The 18,980-nt window shown below is 62.3% G+C and carries 20 protein-coding genes and 1 pseudogene; 8 read left to right on the top strand and 13 right to left on the bottom strand.

The features are described from left to right. The first annotated feature begins 208 nt into the window (after window positions 1-208). Window positions 209-1,684, top strand: coding sequence for a murein biosynthesis integral membrane protein MurJ (gene murJ, locus M1R55_RS10365; RefSeq protein WP_249394190.1), 1,476 nt, complete (start codon window positions 209-211; stop codon window positions 1,682-1,684). A gap of 8 nt (window positions 1,685-1,692) precedes the next feature. Here murJ and M1R55_RS10360 read toward each other — a convergent pair whose 3' ends face one another. From M1R55_RS10360 to topA, 5 genes are all read right to left on the bottom strand, one after another. Beyond that, the gene (locus M1R55_RS10360) at window positions 1,693-2,025 is read right to left on the bottom strand and encodes a hypothetical protein (protein ID WP_249391695.1); all 333 of its coding nucleotides are present in this window, start codon (window positions 2,023-2,025) and stop codon (window positions 1,693-1,695) included. Between the two features lie 121 nt (window positions 2,026-2,146). Beyond that, a complete protein-coding gene (locus M1R55_RS10355) occupies window positions 2,147-2,494 on the bottom strand; it encodes a hypothetical protein (RefSeq protein ID WP_249391694.1) in 348 nt (115 codons plus the stop codon). A 76-nt stretch (window positions 2,495-2,570) separates the two neighbouring features. After that, on the bottom strand, window positions 2,571-3,788 hold the full coding sequence (mqnC, locus tag M1R55_RS10350) for a cyclic dehypoxanthinyl futalosine synthase (protein WP_249391693.1): 1,218 nt from the start codon (window positions 3,786-3,788) through the stop codon (window positions 2,571-2,573). 87 nt (window positions 3,789-3,875) lie between these two features. Continuing rightward, window positions 3,876-4,193 carry a hypothetical protein gene (locus M1R55_RS10345; protein WP_249391692.1) on the bottom strand — a complete coding sequence of 106 codons (318 nt, stop codon included), beginning with the start codon at window positions 4,191-4,193 and terminating at the stop codon, window positions 3,876-3,878. A 13-nt stretch (window positions 4,194-4,206) separates the two neighbouring features. Continuing rightward, a complete protein-coding gene (gene topA / locus M1R55_RS10340; RefSeq protein ID WP_249391691.1) occupies window positions 4,207-7,140 on the bottom strand; it encodes a type I DNA topoisomerase in 2,934 nt (977 codons plus the stop codon). A 172-nt stretch (window positions 7,141-7,312) separates the two neighbouring features. Here topA and M1R55_RS10335 point away from each other — a divergent pair, with 172 nt between their 5' ends. Next, on the top strand, window positions 7,313-7,885 hold the full coding sequence (locus M1R55_RS10335; RefSeq protein ID WP_249391690.1) for a YdcF family protein: 573 nt from the start codon (window positions 7,313-7,315) through the stop codon (window positions 7,883-7,885). Here the strand turns inward: M1R55_RS10335 and M1R55_RS10330 are convergent. The 3 genes from M1R55_RS10330 to M1R55_RS10320 form a co-directional block, all read right to left on the bottom strand. After that, window positions 7,882-8,490 (bottom strand): SMI1/KNR4 family protein, encoded by a 609-nt coding sequence (locus M1R55_RS10330; protein WP_249391689.1) that lies wholly within the window; start codon window positions 8,488-8,490, stop codon window positions 7,882-7,884. The two genes, M1R55_RS10335 and M1R55_RS10330, sit on opposite strands and share 4 nt — an antisense overlap. Window positions 8,491-8,617: 127 nt before the next feature. After that, window positions 8,618-9,457 (bottom strand): DUF421 domain-containing protein, encoded by an 840-nt coding sequence (locus M1R55_RS10325; protein WP_249391688.1) that lies wholly within the window; start codon window positions 9,455-9,457, stop codon window positions 8,618-8,620. Next, window positions 9,454-9,699 carry a hypothetical protein gene (locus M1R55_RS10320; protein WP_249391687.1) on the bottom strand — a complete coding sequence of 82 codons (246 nt, stop codon included), beginning with the start codon at window positions 9,697-9,699 and terminating at the stop codon, window positions 9,454-9,456. Before M1R55_RS10320 ends, M1R55_RS10325 begins: the two co-directional genes overlap by 4 nt. A 535-nt stretch (window positions 9,700-10,234) precedes the next feature. Here M1R55_RS10320 and M1R55_RS10315 point away from each other — a divergent pair. Further along, entirely contained in the window at window positions 10,235-12,928 is a 2,694-nt protein-coding gene (locus M1R55_RS10315; protein WP_249391686.1) for an EAL domain-containing protein, read from the top strand. A gap of 139 nt (window positions 12,929-13,067) precedes the next feature. Further along, on the top strand, window positions 13,068-13,268 hold the full coding sequence (locus M1R55_RS10310; protein WP_249391685.1) for a PhnA domain-containing protein: 201 nt from the start codon (window positions 13,068-13,070) through the stop codon (window positions 13,266-13,268). A gap of 88 nt (window positions 13,269-13,356) precedes the next feature. On the opposite strand, the gene M1R55_RS10305 is transcribed toward M1R55_RS10310, so the two are convergent. Beyond that, the gene (locus M1R55_RS10305) at window positions 13,357-13,593 is read right to left on the bottom strand and encodes a hypothetical protein (RefSeq protein WP_019010241.1); all 237 of its coding nucleotides are present in this window, start codon (window positions 13,591-13,593) and stop codon (window positions 13,357-13,359) included. A 219-nt stretch (window positions 13,594-13,812) separates the two neighbouring features. Here M1R55_RS10305 and M1R55_RS32085 point away from each other — a divergent pair. Then, window positions 13,813-14,279, top strand: a pseudogene (locus M1R55_RS32085) (peroxiredoxin). 110 nt (window positions 14,280-14,389) lie between these two features. Here M1R55_RS32085 and M1R55_RS10295 read toward each other — a convergent pair. Beyond that, entirely contained in the window at window positions 14,390-14,911 is a 522-nt protein-coding gene (locus M1R55_RS10295; protein WP_249391684.1) for a hypothetical protein, read from the bottom strand. Between the two features lie 65 nt (window positions 14,912-14,976). Further along, window positions 14,977-15,261 (bottom strand): hypothetical protein, encoded by a 285-nt coding sequence (locus M1R55_RS10290; RefSeq protein WP_249391683.1) that lies wholly within the window; start codon window positions 15,259-15,261, stop codon window positions 14,977-14,979. Window positions 15,262-15,361: 100 nt separating this feature from the next. Between M1R55_RS10290 and M1R55_RS10285 the strand changes: the two genes are divergently transcribed. The 3 genes from M1R55_RS10285 (at window position 15,362) to metK (ending at window position 17,672) form a co-directional block, all read left to right on the top strand. Further along, on the top strand, window positions 15,362-15,601 hold the full coding sequence (locus tag M1R55_RS10285) for a DUF3248 domain-containing protein (protein WP_064015273.1): 240 nt from the start codon (window positions 15,362-15,364) through the stop codon (window positions 15,599-15,601). A gap of 31 nt (window positions 15,602-15,632) precedes the next feature. Continuing rightward, window positions 15,633-16,118 (top strand): DUF3809 domain-containing protein, encoded by a 486-nt coding sequence (locus tag M1R55_RS10280; protein ID WP_249391682.1) that lies wholly within the window; start codon window positions 15,633-15,635, stop codon window positions 16,116-16,118. A gap of 255 nt (window positions 16,119-16,373) precedes the next feature. Next, the gene (gene metK / locus M1R55_RS10275) at window positions 16,374-17,672 is read left to right on the top strand and encodes a methionine adenosyltransferase (protein WP_249391681.1); all 1,299 of its coding nucleotides are present in this window, start codon (window positions 16,374-16,376) and stop codon (window positions 17,670-17,672) included. A gap of 88 nt (window positions 17,673-17,760) precedes the next feature. On the opposite strand, the gene coaD is transcribed toward metK, so the two are convergent. Next, entirely contained in the window at window positions 17,761-18,312 is a 552-nt protein-coding gene (gene coaD / locus M1R55_RS10270) for a pantetheine-phosphate adenylyltransferase (RefSeq protein WP_249391680.1), read from the bottom strand. Continuing rightward, the gene (locus M1R55_RS10265) at window positions 18,309-18,947 is read right to left on the bottom strand and encodes an RsmD family RNA methyltransferase (protein ID WP_249391679.1); all 639 of its coding nucleotides are present in this window, start codon (window positions 18,945-18,947) and stop codon (window positions 18,309-18,311) included. The genes coaD and M1R55_RS10265 overlap by 4 nt, the downstream gene beginning before the upstream one ends. Window positions 18,948-18,980 lie beyond the last annotated feature (33 nt).

Raw genomic sequence — 18,980 nt, 5'->3', positions numbered from 1 at the left:
ACAGCTTTTGGCAGGGTGCGAGAGGGCAGGCACGCGGCAAGGCGCTACAGTTGACCGTGTGACCGTCCCGCCTTCTGACCCTCAAAACACTCCCCCAGTCATTCAAATCGACTTTCAGGACGGTACGCCCTCCGATGTTGGGGGGCCAAAAAATGCAGCTCCCCAGAAACCAACCCAGAAGTCGGTGGGCCGAAATACCCTGATTGTGATGGCCGGAACGCTGGGTTCCCGGCTGTCGGGCATAGTGCGGCAGCAGATCATCAATTTGTTTGGCAACACGCTGCTGGACGCCTTTACGGTGGCGGTCAAGATTCCCAACCTCTTGCGCGAACTGCTGGCCGAAGGCGCGCTAGTCAACTCGTTTATCCCGGTATACAAGACGCTAGACGCCGCCGAGCGTAAGGCATTGGCCGCCGCCTTCTCGGGCGTGCTGATCGCCGTGAACCTGCTGCTGATGGCGGCGGGCATCCTGGCCGCACCGTGGATCGTAGACCTGCTGCTGGCCGCCAATTCCAACGTAGACCGGGCGCTGGCCGTGTACATGACGCAACTGGTCATGCCCTTCCTGATGCTGATCAGCCTGTCCAGCATTGCGATGGGCCTGCTGAACGCCGACGAACATTTCCGCGAATCCAGCTTTGCTCCGGTGGCCTTCAATATCGCCAGTATCGTGGCGCTGCTGTTGCTGCCCGATACGGCCACCTGGCTGGCGTTCGGGTGGCTGATTGGCGGCGTGGCGCAGTTGGTGGTGCAGTTGCCTGCGCTGCGGCGTTTTGGGCTGCTGCCCACGCCCGCGCTGAGGCGGCATCCGGCGCTGGGGCGGGTGCTGCGGCAGATGGCTCCGTTTACCCTGACGGCGGGCGCTCGGCAAATTTTGAATGTGTACGTGACCCGCCTGCTCAGCGACGGCACGCTGTTTCGGCCCGGCACACAGAGCGGCTATTCCAACGCCGAGGCCCTGTTTACGATGGTGAACGGACTGTTCGTGGTGTCGCCCGCGCTGGCGCTGTTGCCCCGGTTTTCTCAGCACGCCGCCGAAAAAGACTGGACTGCTTTTCGGGCGCTGACGGTGCAGGCCGTTCGCACCACCACCTTTCTGGCCGCGCCCATGAGCGCCCTGTTGGTCGTTCTTGCGCCCTACGCGGTCAGCCTGTTCAACTTGACTGCCACCATAGATGTGCCCCGCTTCGAGGCCGGAACTGGAATCCTGACCGGCTGGGCGCTGGCGCTGGTGCCCTGGGCCATCGTCACCATTTTGCTGCGAACCTTCTATGCCCGCGAGCGCACCCGCGAAGCCGTGATCATCAGCGCCATCGGCTTCGTGCTGGAAGTGGGGCTGTACCGCCTGCTGGTGCCGCCACTGGGACTCTTGGGCTTTGGTGTCAGCACCACCCTCAGCGGCATTCTGATGGCGGGGGCGTTGGCTCTACTCTACCGCCGCGCTCTGGGCTTTCCGTCGCGCCAGATCGCCTCGCATCTGGCCCGTATCCTGCCGATGGCGGCGGTGGCAGGTGCGTTGGCATGGTTCATCTCCCGCCTGATGCCCGAACCCGGATTCATTTTGCCGGGCATGCTGGGGCTGGCGGTGGCGGGCGGCGCAGGCTTGACGGCTTATCTGCTGCTAGCCGTGGCCCTCAAGATGCCGGAAGTGGCAGGCGTGATGAGGCGATTGAAACGGTCATAGGCTCCAGGCTACAAAAACCAAATGACTACCCGCACCGCCGCGCCCGCGTCCTCATACACGCGGGCGAAGGCTTGCCATGCAGGGAGCGTGATGGGGTCATCGTCTGCTGCGGCCAGCGCCGCCAGCTCCGGCTCCGTGATGAACGTCGCTCCGAAGGCCCCGGCTTCTTGCTGCCCAGCACGTGCACTCATCCCCGACTCTGGTGGCCAGCCGCGCCCAGACAGCATTCCTTCATCCAAGAGGGCAAGCAGATGACGGCCTGAGCCATGCTCAAAGCTTGCCACCTCGTACCAACTGTCCCCCATTCGGGCCTCACAGACGGCGAAGACGAGGGCACTCATAAAAAATTGCCTTGTGTCGAAGACGAATCCGATTGGAAGCAGAAGCAAAAAGGACGGGTGAACGAAGATGGATGAACATGTGGTGGCGTTGCGGATGTTCGGGAATCGTAGATCGCCCGTCTCATTCGATCTGCCACACGATCAGCCTCGCGGGGCGGGCCATCCCCTCAAATGCACGGGTCAGGGCGTGCCATGCCCGGAATTGGGCGGCGAGTTCGGGCGGCGCGTGGCCCAGCAACCGGCCCAGTTCAGAGGCGGCAAAGTAGGTCGGCGCGGCAATCACTTCCTCTTCGAACAGGAGTTCGGCCTCCAGCGAGACGCTGAGGTCGGGGGGATGGCCGCGCCCAGCGATGCCCGCCGAAGCCAGCACAATCAGAAAGTCCTGCACTGCCGCGAGGTGAAAATGCGCTTCCAGACGCCATGCACCCTTGCCGTAGCTTTCACAGGCGACAAAGACGAGGGGCGACATAAACTCTATTGTGACTGCAAGTTAGGTGTCAAAGGACTGAAAGGCTAGAGCAGAGGCTTGAGGAATCTCAAGTTGTTCAGTCTGAAGCGCCTACAGCCCGCGCCGCTTCCGGGTTGGCGTCGGCGCGGTTCAGCACGGCGGCCACATCAGGCCAATCGATGATCTGAAAGCGGCTGTTGCGAATGGCGGGGTCGAACCCAGCGTCTACAGCGATGCGGATCAGTTCGCGCACGGTGGCATGGTGCCGCCCGTGCCCACCCGCCGCGCTGACTACATTTTCTTCCAGCATGGTGGAACCGAGGTCGTTTGCGCCGTAATACAGGGCCGCCTGCGCCACTTTAAAGCCCTGCGCGGGCCACGACGCCTGAATATTCACGATGTTGTCGAGCGCGATTCGGGCGATGGCAAGTTGCTGCAAATACTCGTGCGCCGTAGCCCCCGGAGCCTTGCCGTGCAGCCGGGTATGCTCGGTTTGCAGCGTCCACATGGCAAACCCGCTGAAACCGTTGCCGCCGTAGGCCGCCTGCGCCTTGTCCTGCTGGTCGCGGATTTTAAGCAGGTGGCGGGTGCGCTGGGCATAGGTTTCGCCAAAGCCGATGACCATCGTGGAAATCGTGTACAGGCCTTTTTGCTGCGCCGCGTCCAGAATGCGGAACCAATCGGCGCTGCGAATCCGGGCAGGCGCGGCTTTGGCCCGCACTTCATCTTCCAGAATTTCGCCGCCTGCACCGGGCAAGCCATCCAGTCCAGCCTCGATCAGCGTATTCAGCAACGTATTCAGATCAAGTCCGAAGTTTTTCTCCATAAACAGCACTTCTTCGGGCGAAAAGGCGTCTATACGGATGCTGGGGTGGTGGGCCTTGACGTGGCGCAACAGGCCCAGGTAATAGTCCAATCCCAATTCCGGGTTCACGCCGCCTTGCAGCAAAATGCGCGTGCCGTTCACCGCTTCCAGTTCCCGAATCTTGGCACTGATGGCCTCGTAATCCAGTGTATAGCTGTCTTTCTGGCGGCCCGTTCGGTAAAAGGCGCAGAAGTTGCAGCCCACGTTGCAGATGTTGGTGTAGTTGATATTCCGGTCGATCAGGAACGTGACCGTGTCGGGGTCGCGGCGGGTCAGGCGCAATTCGTGGGCCACCGCCGCCACATCGGGCAGGGGTAGGTGGTACAACGACTCGATTTCTTCGGCGTTCAGGCGCTCGCCCCGTGCGGCCTTGTCCAGCACCGCAAACCGGGCCGCGTCAGGGGTGGGCGCAGTGAGGATGGATGGAGTGGAGACAACTGGGGCCGTCATAGCCCTACGCTAGCACCGGGCGGGGGCTGTGAATGTCCCTTGGGCGGACGTAGAGAGTGCGATGTGGTCGGAAATATGCTTGCGTCTCTAGCGCCCGCTCTCGTCCGGTACCAGCATCAGCACCGTTGCGGCCTTGACGGGCAGGGCTTCCCAGTCATCTGCGGGCGTCAGGCGGTGGGCTTCACTGGCCCGCAGACGCACAAAATCGCCTTCCGAGAGGTCGATCAGAGCTTCTCCGGTCAGGCAGACCAGCCAACCCGACGCTCGGAGGCCAGTTTGCTTGGCGTCCAGTGCCAGCACGCGCACCTCGGCCCCCGGCAGCGTGACCCAGGTTCCGGGCGCACCCGCTGCAAGTCGGGCCAGATTCAGCGGCGGCGGCGCTTCGGGGTGGGCGCGGGACGGCACTCAGCAGCCTGCCTTACTCGGCCCGCGCCGCCTGATTCAGCTTCTTGCTGGCCTGAAGCGCCATGCCTTTAGCCTTCTTCACATCCAGCCCCAGCGTGGGCGCAATGTCCTCTACCTTTTCGCCGCGCTCACGGGTTGCCGTGACCAGTTGGCGTTCCTGTTCGCTGAGAACTGCCAAATGGGGCTTGAGCTCGGCCCAAGTGAGCGGAGTTTTGGTGGGTGCTTTGGCCGCAGCAGCTTTTGAAGCAGGCTTCTTGGCTGGCGCTTTTTTGGTGGCCGCCGTCTTGATTGCACTGGCCTTAGTCGGAGCTTTTTTGGGAGCCGAAGCTGCCTTTTTCGCTCCCGCTTTGGCCGTTCCAGCCGCCCTTTTAGCAGGTTTGGCGGGCTTGCCTTTCGGCTCCTTGCCCCGTTCTTCCAGGATTTCCAGGGCGCGTTCGGCGGTCAGGGTATCCTCTTCTTCCCCTTTGCGGAGCGTGGCGTTGCGCTCGCCATCGGTCAGGTACGGCCCAAAGCGGCCCGACTTGAGCAAGATGGGGGCGCGGCCCTCGAATTCAAAGGTTTGCAGCGGCGCGGCAGCCACCCCACGCGCCCGGAAACGCGGCTGCATAAACAGCGCCTCGGCTTCCATGATGCCCACCGTAAACAGTTGCTCGTGGTTGGTGAGGCTGCGGCTGTCGTTGTCGCGCTTCAGGTACGGGCCGTATTTGCCGTTGAAGGCCCAGACTTCCTCGCCCTCGGATGTGCCCACCAGGCGGGGCAGGCTGAGCAGCCTCAGCGCCCGCTCCAGCGTCAATTCGGCTAAATCGTCGCCGGGAAACAGGCTGGCCGTGCGAACGGGTGGATTGCCCTCACCCAGCGTGACATACGGGCCGTAGCGCCCAGCGCGGGCCACCACCGGATGCCCGCTGGCCTCGTCGGTGCCGATCACGCGGTCTCCACTGGGGCGGCTCAGGATGTCGGCGGCCAGTTCGGCGGTCAGTTCATCGGGGGCCATACCTTCGGGCAGGTTGGCCTTCTGCTCGCCCAGTTGCATGTAAGCGCCGTAGCGCCCCACGCGCACCTCTATGCCCGTGCCTTCCAGTTTGGGAATGCGGATGGTGGCAATGCCGCGTGCATCAATCTCGCCCATCTGCTGCTCGATCAGGGGCCGCAGCGCCATGCCTTCGCCATTGTCGCCTAAAAAGAAGCGGCGCAGGTAGGGCACGCGCTGTGCCCGCCCACCCGCGATGTCGTCCAGATCTTCTTCCATGCGGGCGGTAAAGTCGTAATCCACCAGCTTGCCAAAGTGATGTTCCAGCAGCGCAGACGTGGCAAAAGCCGTCCAGGAGGGCACGAGCGCCTGACCCTTTTTGGCCGCGTAGCCCCGATCTTGAATGGTGCCCAGAATGCTGGCATACGTACTCGGACGCCCGATGCCTGCACCCTCCAGCGACTGCACGAGGCTGGCTTCGGTGTACCGGGCGGGGGGCTGGGTGTCGTGGCCTTCGGGCTTGGCGGCTTGCCCGGTCACGGTTTGCCCGGCCTTCAGCGGGGGCAGGGGCGTTTCGCGGTCTTCGAGGGCGGCGGCGGGGTCATCGCTGCCTTCCACGTAGGCCCGCAGGAAGCCGGGGAAATCGATGGTGCGGCCCGATGCACTCAGGGTTACGTCATCGCCTAAAGCCTGCCCAATCAGGCGCACACGCAGGCCCCGGCCCCGTGCATCAGCCATCTGACAGGCCACCGTGCGCTTCCAGATTAGGTCGTACAAGCGCCATTCGTCGCCGCTCAGTTCCGTCCTCAGTTGGTCGGGCGTACGGAAGGTGCTTCCGGCGGGCCGCACCGCTTCATGGGCTTCTTGCGCGTTTTTGGCCTTCTTGGAATACACGCGGGGCTGAGGACTCAGGTAGTCCGGGCCGTACATTTCCTTCACCTGTGCGCGGGCCGCCGACACTGCCTCACCCGACAGGTTGGTGGAATCGGTACGCATATAGGTGATGTAGCCGCCCTCATACAGGCGTTGCGCGGCCCGCATGGTGCGCGTGGCGGCAAAGCCCAGCTTGCGGCTGCCTTCCTGCTGCAAAGTGGAAGTAATAAATGGCGGGTAAGGTTTTTGCGTAAACGGTTTTTCGTCGGCAGAGGCGACGGTGAGGGTCTGGCCCTTCAGGGCATCGGCCAACGCTACGGCGCGGGCTTCATCCAGTTGCAGTACGCCGGAATCGGGCTTCAACTTGCCTGTCAACGGGTCGAAGTCTTTGCCGGTAGCGAGGCGCACGCCGCCCACATCGGTCAGGCGGGCGGGAAAGGTCGCGCCGTCAGCGGTCTGGGCCGTGACCAACAAATCCCACCACGACGCACTCACGAAACGCATCCGCTCCCGCTCCCGCTCTACCAACATCCGGGTCGCCACCGACTGGACGCGGCCCGCGCTGAGCTTGGGGGCCACCTTTTTCCACAGTACCGGCGAGACTTCGTAGCCGTACAGGCGATCCAGGGCGCGGCGTGTTTCCTGGGCTTCTACCAGATTGGTATCTATAGAGCGTGGGTTGGCAATGGCCGCCAGAATCGCCTCTTTGGTGATCTCGTGAAAGACCATGCGCTTGACCGGCACCTTAGGCTTCAGTTCCTGAAACAGGTGCCACGCGATGCTTTCGCCCTCGCGGTCATCGTCTGTGGCCAGAATAATCTCGTCGGCCTCGCTCGCCATCTTGCGCAGCTTGGCCACATGCGCCCGCTTGTCCGGCGACACCACATAGAGGGGCCGGAAGTCGTCTTCTATGTCCAGTCCCAGTCTGGCCCACGCCTTGCCCTTGTACTTTTCGGGAATGTCGGCGGCGCTTTTGGGCAGATCACGAATATGACCGATGCTCGACTCCACCGAGTATCCCTTGCCGAGATACTTTTCGATGGTGCGGGCCTTGGCGGGCGATTCGACGATCACCAGAGTGTTGGTTGCTGGGGTTTTGGGCATGTTGGTTTGGGGGCGCTCCCTGAGGAAATGATGGGAACTTGCGGGCGAGCCTAGCACAGCGGCGAGGCGTGTAAAGAGGCCGCACTCCGCTTGTCAAGCCCCGGCTCAGCGCCTTTTTCACGTGTACCCCGCCCACTCCCTTATGTTTTCCTTCATGCTAGGCTGCGGCCCTATGCGCTCGCGTGGCTCCACTCTGACCCTTCTGCCGCTGGCTGTCGTCAGTTTGCTGGCATTGGGGTTTTTGTTGCTGCCGGGGCCGCGTGTACCGCACCCACAGCAGCCTTACGCGGCGGTAGTGGTGCTTGGGGCCGCACAATATGCAGGCAAACCCAGCCCCGCCTTTCAGCGCAGGCTCGATCATGCCCTCGCGCTGTACCGGGCGGGCGGCGTGCAAACCATCGTGGTCACGGGTGGCAGGCGTCCGGGCGATCCCCACACCGAGGGCGAAGTAGGCCGCAGCTACCTGACCCGCCTGGGCATTCCGGCGGCACGGGTTCTGGCCGAAACGCGCAGCCGCACAACAATAGAAAATTTGCGTAACGCCCGCGTATATTTGCCGCCTCACACGCCCATTACTCTCGTCACCGATGAGGCCCACGCGCCCCGTGCTTTGGCCCTTGCCCGCGCGCTGGGCTTCCAAGCCAATGCCAGTGCCAGCCCGCTAAGCGCCAACGTCAGCACCAGCTATCTGCTCCGCGAAAAATTGGCGCTGGCGGCGTATGCACTGATCGGGATTCGGGGCTAAGAAGCTGCTGATCCTTTCGATTTCCAAGCCAAAAAGAGTGAAATCAGATTGTCGTGGTGGGGCGAGTCCAATCTGTTTCCTAAATCGGGATCATTTATTACTTCTATCACTCCGCTCTCCAGCATATCGGCGTAGAGAGTTAAGAATTCGCCTAAGCTGTCGGCCAAGACGTACATCACCTGATCGTCTCGCCCGCAGTTGATGACTTGCCCAGAGATTCCCTTGGATGCTGGAGCTAAATCTACGGCCAAATAGGTTCCACCCGGCCCGGCAAAGGCGATCCTGCCGGGATGAGGGAAGACTTTAACGATCTTGTCTCCCTCAAACGATTGAACGTAAAGATCCATCGTTTTATCTGATGAAAAATCTGTGGCCATCGTATGCTCTTGAATGATGAGCCAGCAATCCATGAACTCATAGCCGCCGAAGATGCTACTTGTCTTCCCGGCCTGCCCGTTGTGCAGTCGGTACAGTTGCAACAACTCGGCAGAAAGTACGATGCCTTCTTCCACTAAAAATTCATTCTCTTGATCGGTCAATGGTGGATTCAGATCTTCCAGCATTTCTGGGACTTCGCTCTGCAACCAAGTTTTTATTCGAGTCATCGCAGACTCTATGCTTGATTGTGGGGGTGTAGGCATCGCTAACTGTACGGCAACTTATTAAGAGCGATGATTCTGGGTTCAGTCTCGCCCACCAGATCCCGTACCCAATACCCCCTCGCCGTCAGCCTCAGCTCCGGCCTCCCGGTTGGGCCTGTGCTGCCTTTTCGCCGCCGTCCTTCTCCGATCTACCCGACTCCCCGCCCCCACCCGACGCCAGCGGGTCAAGCGTAGCGGGCGTCCAGCCTTTGCTTTGGGCGCTGTCTTGGTGACTCCGGAGCATAGTTTGGGCCATGCCAATGTCTATACAGGCCGGGCAGATGGGCAGCGGGCCAGACACCTCTAGCGTATGGCCGCAGCGCAGGCAGGCCACAACCCCGCTGTAGGGCAAACCAACATCCAGCGTCAGGGGCCACTGCAAATCCCAGGGCGGCACCACCTGAAGACCGGGGGGCGGGTTGTGTTTGTGGGTAAACACCGTCAGGTTACCGTCCTGCTCAAAGTAGGCCCGCTGCACTTCTCCGAGTTGGCGCACCCCCTGACCCCGCAGGCGCTCGAACAGGTCTTCGCGGCTCAGATTGGCGCGGCCCAACGCGTGTGGCACGACCACGCCGTCCCGCACCAGTTCCACAGGTAAACCCTCTACGAAGGTTTCGACCCGCTCGCTGCGAATGACCAGAAAGGTGAGCAGTCGCTGCAATCCCACCACCAACGCCAGAGTGAGCATGGCGTGCAGCAGCGGCACTTCGGGATAAAACATAGGATCGCCCGCCGCCGACCCCAGCCCGATCACGATGGCGAGTTCCAGCGGGCTGAGTTGCGCCAGACCACGTTTGCCCGTGATGCGGAGCAGCAGCATCAGCCACACGAACATCAGGGTGGTGCGGAAGACGATTTCCAGTAAAAACAGTGGAGGCACGTCGCCCAGAAACATCCGGCCCCAGTCGAAGGGCACGATTTCGGCGCTCATAGTTGGGGGCCAGCATCAGTTCTAGCGTCAGGCACATCTTGTTCTGACAAATCCTGTTCTGATAGGCCCAGCCCAGCCAGAATGCGGGCACGGTTCCAGCCGATTAGGGCCGACAGTTCGGCGAGTGCCTCCTCAAACGCCACTCCTGGCTCTAGCGCCCGCAAGATTGCCCACAGCGCATTGCGCCGCACCAGAAATTCTCGGCCCACAAGCTCCCGGCCTTCCGCAGATTGACCTGACATGATGCCCAGAGTGTAGCCACTTGGCGGCCCAGCGGCGCTTTCAGGCCTGCTCGGTACCCCTGAACCCTAAGCGAGACCTCAACCCCAGCGCTCACGCCACAAAATCAGACGCAGCCACCAAACATGGTTGTCCAACCCAAACACAGTTGTCCAAACAGAGCCGTCAAAACGCAATTTTTAAGCAAGAAAAAGCTAACATGGGGTGAGGAGATGCAGTGAGGACAGAGAGCGCATTGGCCTGAATTGAGCCTGTATAGCTCCCTGATCCCCCCCAAGGTGGGTAGCAGACCGCAGAGCCATTTGCACGAATGCGGTAAGAACTGGCGTGCAAAGATGCACCTACAGAAGCGGGTTTCCTGATCGGTTTCTTTTGGCTGGATACTCTTGGTACAAGTTGATGCTGTTGCCCCGGCTGTGTCCGAGTCACTGCGCCAATCTGCCCGCTTCTTCCAGCCTGTTCTGCCACCACAGCGGTTCTCAGTCTGCCCTAGGCTGCGCCCCTTATTCTCACCCTTTTCCAGAGGTATTGCCCAACGTGACTCTTTCGACTTCTGCCCTCTATACCGCCCTGCGTGACCTGCTGCGTGTGCATGCGCCGGAAGCGACTTTGCTTGCCTCTGTGGGCAAGCAGGTGCTGAGCGTGCGTGCCGACGCCGCGCCCTTCGAGACACCCAGTGGCGAACTGATTCCACCCGACGCCTGGTTAGACCGAGGCCAGTTGTCCTGGCTGACGCGGGACGGGGCGCTGTTGGGCCTGCTGTGGAGCGAAGAAACGGCAGTACCAGAAGGGGCAGTAGAAGTCTTGACGCTGCTGCTGTCGGCGGCCAGTGCCGAGGGAGCCAACCGCGAGGCCGACATGCTGATCACGCAGCTCCCCGCGCCCACCGCGTGGCTGAATGCCGATCTGGTGTTCCGTCAGGTCAGCCGTACCTTTCTGGAACTGTTCGGCTTTCATGGGCCAGACGTGGTGGGGCAACCGCTCCAGACGGTGTTTCCGGGCCGAGAAGACCTGGTGCAGAGCCTCACCCTTGCCGCGTCGGGGCGGGCCAGCCATTTGGCCGACGAATACGCAGTCGTGCCTGACCGGAGCGGCGCCGCAGCAGGCAGCACAGGTGGCGTTCCTACAGCCTCAGGTTCTACAGCGAGTACGGCCACAGGCGTGTGGCTGCGCGGCGAGGCCCGGCCCTATTTTGGCGGCGCATCGGCAGGCGTGCTGTGGACAGTGCAGGACGTGAGCGGCGAGCGCCAGGAAGCGGCCCGGATGACGGCATTGCTGGACGGCCTGGAAACGCCGTTAGCCCTCCTCACCGACACAGGAACGGTCTTGGCGGCCAGCACGGGCCTGTCTGATCTGGCTCCGGCCACCGCGCCCGCCATCCTAGGAACCCCGCTGTGGACTTGGCCCTGTTTTGCCGACTTGCCCTCGGAACTGGTGCGCGATCTGGTGCGCGTGGCAGCCAGTGGCGGCGCGGCCAACGGCGACGTTCCCCTCGTGTCGGGCGGGACTTTACCCCTTGCTCTGCGGCGCAGCACGGCACCGGGGTTGTTGGTGGCGGCGGGCCTCAGCGGGCGTGGAGCGGGCCTGCAGGCGTCCTCTGGCGTGGTGGCGCAGGTCTTGGCGCTCAGCGACGCGGCCACCATTTTGCTCGATCATGCGGGCCGCGCCCAACTGGTCAGCGAGCAGGCCGCCCAACTGGTGGGCCTGGACGCCGCCAAGCTGCTGAACCTGAGCCTGTCGCGGGTACTGGGAGAACTGGGAGTGCGTCTGCACACGCCGGAAGGCGATCCCATTTCTATTCCCGACCTGCGAACACTGAACCTACCCCTGATCCGCGAACTGCTGGTGGTGCGCCCAGACGGGGTGGCCCGCCATATGGAAGTGCGGGCCACGCGGGTCGAAGAAGGCAGCAAACCCGGCACACTGCTGGTGCTGCGCGACCTGACCGCCCTGCGCCGCGCCCAGGCCAAAATGAAGCACGACGCCCGCCACGACGCCCTGACCGGACTGCCCAACCGTCCCGGCTTACGCGAACACCTCGCGGCGGCAGCTACTCCCAAAACGGGCGCTGTGGTGTGCCTCGATGCCGACGGATTCGGCGCACTGAACGCCGCGCTGGGCCGCACCGCCTGCGATCATCTGCTGATTCAGTTGGCCGCCCGCCTGAACGACCTTGCGGGGTTGCACGGCGGACTGGCCGCCCGCCTGGCCGACGATACTTTTGCCGCCCACCTGCCCGACCTCAGTGCCGAGGGAGCGGTGCAGGCGATTCAGGCGACGTTGCAACTGCCGCTCAGGTCGGGCCGCCGCGACGTCTCGCTGACTTTTGCGCTGGGTGTAGCGCACCTGCCCGCCGACATGACCGCTGACGCCGCCCTGGCCGATGCCGAAATTGCCATGCAGCACGCCAAACGGCAGGGCCGCGCCCAGACCAGCGCCTTTCATCCGGGCTTGCGGGCCAGCGTGGCCGAGGCCTACGAACTGGAAGACGCCCTGCGCGGCGCGATTGCGGGCGAGCAGTTTACGCTGCTGTATCAGCCCGCTGTGCGCCTGGAAGACGGACAGCCGTTCAGCGCCGAAGCCCTCCTGCGCTGGCAGCACCCCACCCTGGGCACACTGGCCCCCAGCCGCTTTTTGCCGCTGGCAAGCCGCAGCGACCTGATCATGCAGGTGGGCGACTGGGTGGTTCAGGAAGCCCTGCGGGGACGCGCTGCTATCCGGGCCAGTGTGCCCAAGCACATAGACTGGCGCGTCAGTGTGAACCTGAGCCTTGAAGAACTCCGGCGCAGCGCGGGCCTGGAGCACCTGATGCCCTTACTGGCCCAACAAGGCGCACCCGACATAGAAGTGTCGGCGGGCAGCCTGCTCGATCACAGTCAGGACACCCTGGGCCTGCTGGAGCAACTTCGGACGCACGGCGCACGCCTGATCGTAGACGACTTTGGCGACGGAGCCAGCAGCCTCACCGCTCTGACCCGTTTTCCCCTCAGCGGCCTGAAACTGCACCCGACCCTCACCGCCCGCCTGCCCAACGACGAACGCAGCCTGACACTGGTGCAGGCCACCATTGATCTGGCGCACCGACTGAACCTGCACGTGACGGCAGTAGGTGTAGAAACGCAGGAACAACTGAGCGTGCTGCGCGAACTCGGCTGCGACGCGGCACAGGGCTACGCCATCACCCCGCCCCTGTCGGCTGACGATCTGGGCGTGTGGCTGGCCGAACGGTAAGGGACAACTCATCTGGCAGAGGAGCGAACTGGCCTGACCGGGACACTCCTCTGCTCCTGCTTGTTCATTCGGACACCACAGACCCGTATGCTGCGGCCCGCACCGTGTGTTTCAAACACGATCATCCCCAGGAGCTTCCATGACCCTCAAAGACAGCAACGGCATCACCCTGCAAGACGGCGACAGCGTCATGGTCATCAAAGACCTGAAAGGTGGCACCGACCTCAAACGCGGCAAGACCTTTAAAGGCATTCGTGTCACTGACAGTGAAGACAGCATAGAAGTGAAAGATGGGCGCGGCACGCTGGTGCTGAAGGCCGCATTTTTGAAAAAGGTCTAGCCTCTGCTCCGACCCGTAATCATGCAGAGAGCAACGTCAAGATTTACGACGTTGCTCTCTGGCAGGCAATAACTGTGTGAAAGGGCGTTCAGGGGTACAGGTCGAACCCGCTGTCGTTGAGCAGCTGCTCTAGCTTTTTCTTGGCGTCCTGAATCTGGGACATCTCTTCTGCCTCGAAATACACCTTGGTAGGGCGTCCTGGTCGGCTGCGGGCCAGATCCCACGTGACGCCGGACAGGTCGGCCTCTAGGTCAAACTGTTTGAGGGCAGCCTTGATGGCCTTTTCTGGAACTCCGGCATGAATAGCCATGTCGTCTTTGATCACCCTAACAACGTAGCAGAGACGCCGGCCCTGATTGCGAAGACAACGTTACACCCGTGCGGGCATCGGCAGGATGTTTCAGCCATTTTATTCGTACCAGACACCAAAATCGCACACCTTAACCCCTGATCGGGGAAGGTCGGTGACCTGCCGTAGGTGGGCCTCTGTTCTCTCCTACACACTTGTCATCCCACGGTAAAGCCGAGTTCTTACACTGGAGGTATGTCTCTGACCACTGGCGACCTCGTACCCGACTTCACCGCCCAAACCGATCAAGACCGGCCCTACCAGTTTGCCCAGAACAGCAGCGGCTGGCGCGTGATCTTCTTTTTTCCCCGCGCCAACACAACCCACTGCCAGATGCAGGCGCGGCGGTATCAGGCACTCAGCGGCGAATTTGCAGCGCACGGCGTGTCTGTGTTGGGTATCAGCAGCGATACCCGCAAGCAGCAACTCATCTTCCGGGATATCTGCAAGGTGGATTTCCCCTGATTTCAGACAGCGACCATGCGGTGAGCCGCCGATTTGGCGTACTAGACGACCTCGTGCCCGGTGAGGAAGTGCAGGTCGCCCGGCGCGAAACGTTTCTGATTGACCCGCAAGGCCGGATTGCCCAGCACTGGCAAGGCGTTGATCCGGCGACTGACGCGGCGCTGGTGCTGGAGGAAGTGAAGCAAAGAGGAGCATAGACACTGTGCAGGAGCAGGCCACACAGGACTAGACCACAACACAGAGACAGCGCAAAATGACTGTCTCTGTGTTGTGGTCTACTCGGTTACACCTCTTGAGTGACCAAGCCTTACTTCTCAACCGAAAGCGAAAGCAATTGGCTGTCGTCCACGCCGTTGCCCGTAAAATTCAGTTCCGCCACGTTGCGGCCTAACTCTGCGCCCGGTTCCGCCGTAACTTTCAGAACCACGCGCACGACCTCGGCGTAGCTGACTTCAACGCTAACCGAGTTGTCCTTAGTCCGGCGAATATCTTTGAGCAGGTACGCCTGAGTCAACTCCACATTCACGCCCTTGGGCAAGTCGGAGGCGGTCATTTTCAGCCAGTCCGCGCGGGCTTCAGGAGAAGAAACATCCCCGCCGACAGTCCGCTGATCGAAGCTGATGGTAACGGCATCAAAGAGGTTGTCGTTGACCCCGAGCATGGCGCGGGGGTACTTGATTTGCACGAACACAGTTTGGCCGGGCGCAACCCGCACCGTCGAAAAGGGGGTTTCCAGTGCGACAGGGTTATAGGCCTGACTGCCCATCATGCTGGGAGCGCAGGATGCGAGCAAGGCGGGCAGGGCCAGAGCGAATAGGAACTTTTTCACGCCCAAGAGTTTATCTGAGAATGAGCTTTGCGTGGGGAAGATATGAGGAAAGCCAGCCAAAGTACTTAGACGGGCAGGCTGTCTGGGGCATCGGGCAGGAACGGCGCGGCGGCTTCAAATCCCTCCAGTGCGCCGGGAACCAGCGCCCAGTCGTCGTCGTCCTTGCGGGTCAGGTCTTGCAGCACCATGCGGTTCAGTTCGGCTTCCACCCGTTGGCCCACCCGCCGCAGGGGCATCTCGGCCACTCCCTCCACACCGCGCCAGGCCAGAAACGCCCGGTGGAAGTCGGGCAAGGAGTCCAGACCCACGCGAGTTTCCAGGGTGCGCCAGCGCAATTCGGGGGGAGTCATGCTGTTTGTTTTAGCCCACCCGCACTCCGGCTGCAATGGGGCGCGCGTTAGGGAGAGGTTTGTGCGGTTCATATTGGGCCGGGCGCTTTACAATGGGCCTATGACGGACGCGCCTGACCCGCCCATTCCCGCAGACCTCACCCGGCATCTGGAGTCGCTGGGTGGGCAACTGGTGTGGCGCATGGGCAAGGATGACGTGAGCGACGAGATCGTGGTACGCCTCGGTTTCGCTTCGGCCACGCCGCGTTTTGCCCATCTGCCGCGCCTGCGCAGTGCCAACGACACCGAGCTGCAAGACGCCATGCAAGCGGGCCGCGTGGTGATCGAGTGGGTGGATTGAGCCTGCCTACCGCTCTTGACAAGGCCCCAGCATGATTCTGGAAGCCCAGCAAAGCTTCAGCCTCAGCCACCCGCACGGGCAGGCGGCGGCTTTGGCTTTTGTGCGCGATCCGGCGTTGGCCCTCTCGCGGGTGCGCTTCCTGCGCGGCTTGGCGGGCAATGCCGAAGGGGTACGCGGTGAATTGATCGTGCCTGTGCCCGTGCTGGGAGAGGTGGATTTGCCGTTTTTCAGTCTGCTGCAAGTGCGGCCAGACGGTGCAGCGCTGACGCCCCAGCCCATTGCAGGCGAGCGGGCCTGGGTAGAAGTCAGCGGCACAGCCTCGGCAGACGGCGCGGGCCTGATCGGGTTCCATTTTCACTTTGTGGCCCACCTTGCCACACCAGAAGCCGAGGGTTGGGGCGGCGCGGCCTTCGAGAAAATGGTGCGGGCAGCGGCGGGGCGCACACTGGAACGGGTCGCGCGGGAGTTACCGCAGGGGATTGGAGCGGCGGTAGCAGCGCAGGCCGAAGCCAGGTAGGAAGAGAATCGAGTCAGCCTCAGCAATTGCCCCACTTAGACCCTATGCCCTTAGACGCCCTCCCACCGTCCCGCATTCCTGACCCGCACCGTTCCCCCGAAATTCGTCCCTGTTCTGACCCCTGACCTTGCGTTACCCTGCAAGGCGTCTGGGCTGCCACCGTGCAGGCCGGGCCGGGCGGGGCCGCAGGCGACATCCTCTCCAGGTAGTTTCCTCAGTTCTGTGAGACGCACCCCCGCCCCGTCAGGAGAACGTATGCGGAAGTTTTACACGTCGGAGTCGGTATCGGAAGGACACCCGGACAAGTTGGCAGACTTTATTTCAGACTCGATTCTGGATGAGTTCCTGCGGATGGAGCCGGAAAGTCGCGTGGCTGTGGAAACGCTGGTGACCACAGGCATGGCCGTCGTTGCGGGCGAGGTGCGGGCCACCACCGCGCACGTCGACATTCAAAAAACGGTGCGGGAAGCCGTGAAGCAGGTGGGCTACACCCGCGCCAACTACGGTTTTGATGCCGAGTACAGCGCCGTGCTGGTGGCTATTCATGAACAGTCGCCCGAAATCGCGGAAGGTGTCGATACCTCTGAGGAATGGCGGGCCATGACGCCAGACGAGCGCGAGTTGCCCCAGAACGCTTTTTCTAAGGTTGGGGCCGGGGATCAGGGTCTGATGTTCGGCTACGCCACCGACGAAACGCCGGAGCTGATGCCGCTGCCGATTTCCTTGGCGCACAAGCTGACGCGCCGTTTGGCCGAGTTGCGGAAGGCGGCGATTGCGGCCCAGACCCGTCAGGCCGAACTACAAGAGGGCCAGAGCCTCAGCGACGCCGACACCGCCGCCCTGCACTTTGGCTACCTGCGTCCCGACGCCAAAGCACAGGTAACCGTGGTGCGCGACGGCGAACCGCACGACGCCACCGAAACGCTGGTGGATACGGTTGTCATCAGCACGCAGCACGATGAACACGTGTCGCAGGAGCAGATTCGCGCCGATATGATCGAACAGGTCATTCGCGCCGTGATTCCTGCCGGGTTGCTGAGCGCCGACACCAAGTTTTTCATCAATCCCAGTGGACGTTTTGTGATCGGCGGGCCGCACGGCGATACCGGACTCACGGGCCGCAAAATTATCGTGGATACCTACGGCGGGGCTGTGCCACACGGCGGCGGCGCATTCAGCGGCAAAGACCCCACCAAAGTAGACCGGAGTGCGGCCTATTACGCCCGCTATATCGCCAAAAACATCGTGGCGGCGGGGCTGGCACGGCGGGCTTTGGTGGAGGTGGCCTACGCGATTGGCCGCGCCCACCCGGTCAGCCTGCGCGTGGATACCTACGGCACGGGTACAGTATCTGACGAAACCCTGGCCGCGCTGGTGGCTGCCCACTTTGACGCCCGCCCGCAGGCCATCATTGCCGAACTGGACTTGCGCCGCCCCATCTACGCGCAGACCGCCGCCTACGGTCACTTTGGCCGCGACGGTTTCCCGTGGGAGGCTACTGACAAAGCTGGAAAGCTCAAAGCTGCGGCTGGGGCTGAAGTCGTGCTGGGCTAAGCCCGAAGAAGAAGGGGGCCAGAAACTGGGGAATGCCCGGTGTTCTGGCCCTTTTTTTGGTTTGTTATGAAGCTGTTCTGCTTCTCCCCTACCCCCGCCCCTCCGCCGCCTCATCCACCCGCAACTGAGTCTCCAGCTTCTCGGCCTCGCGTTCAGCGTACACGTCGGCGTGGATGCGGCGCAGGGCGTTGGCACTGGCACGCGGCACCATCTCGCTGATGTCTGCGCCGTAGCTGGCAATTTCGCGCACCATGCTGCTGCTGACAAAGCTCCAGCGGGTCGCGGCCATGATGAACACGGTTTCCACCTCGCCGATCTGACGGTTCAGGTGCGCGATCTGGAGTTCGTATTCGTAGTCGGACACGGCCCGCAGCCCGCGAATGATGATGCCTTTTTGCTGCTGGCGCATGTAATCCACCAACAGGCCGCCAAAACTGTCCACACTGACGTTGCCAAAGTGGGCGGTGGCCTCGCGCAAAATCTCCAACCGTTCTTCGAGCGTAAACAGGTGGCGTCCGGTTTTGCGGGCATTGTGCATCACGGTCACGGTGACATGGTCGAAGATTTTGGCGGCCCGCGTCAGCACGTCCATATGGCCGCTGGTGATGGGGTCGAATGATCCGGGGAACACGGCGTTCATGTGGATTGGATGCTAGCGGGTTTTGAAGCTTCGGTGCTCTCTTCTTGCCCGTCTGCTTCTTGGTCGTTTGCCACTTCTTCCAACTCCCGCCGCTCGTAGATGGTCAGCGAGTTGCTGCCGTACTCGCGCAGTTCCCGCTCAAAGTCGGTGTGTTCGGGCAGATTCAGGGCCACGCGCTCCCAGCGATCCGGGTGCTGGCAGATCAGCAGGCCGCCGCGAGCCACAATTTGGCCCTTCAGGAGCGAGGCAGCGAGGCGCGGAATGTCCTGGGCATAGGGTGGGTCGCTGAAGACCACGTCAAAGCTTCCCAGCGCGGGCAGGAGGCTTTCGGCGTCGCCCTTCAGGATTCGCACCTTCAGTTGGGCCGCACGGGCGTTCTCGTCCAGTGTACGCACGCCGCGCGGGTTCATTTCTATCAGCGTGACCGAGTAGCCCCGGCTGGCGGCTTCCAGTCCAATCGCGCCGCTGCCGCCGTGCAAATCCAGAAAGCGCAGGCCGGGAGGCGGGCCAGCAGGCAAGCGCGACGCCAGCATGTCGAACAGGCTTTTGCGAATGCGGACGTTGGAGGGCCGCGCTCCTTCCGGCACATGTAGTTCTCGGCCTTTGGCGGTGCCGCCCAGAATACGCAGGCTCATAGGTGTGACCTGACAGGCAAGCCGGGGGCTGAA

The organism is Deinococcus sp. QL22 (assembly GCF_023370075.1).
Taxonomy (GTDB): Bacteria; Deinococcota; Deinococci; order Deinococcales; family Deinococcaceae; genus Deinococcus.
The sequence above is the reverse complement of the archived record's forward strand: the minus strand, read 5'-3'. Positions and strand labels throughout refer to the sequence as shown.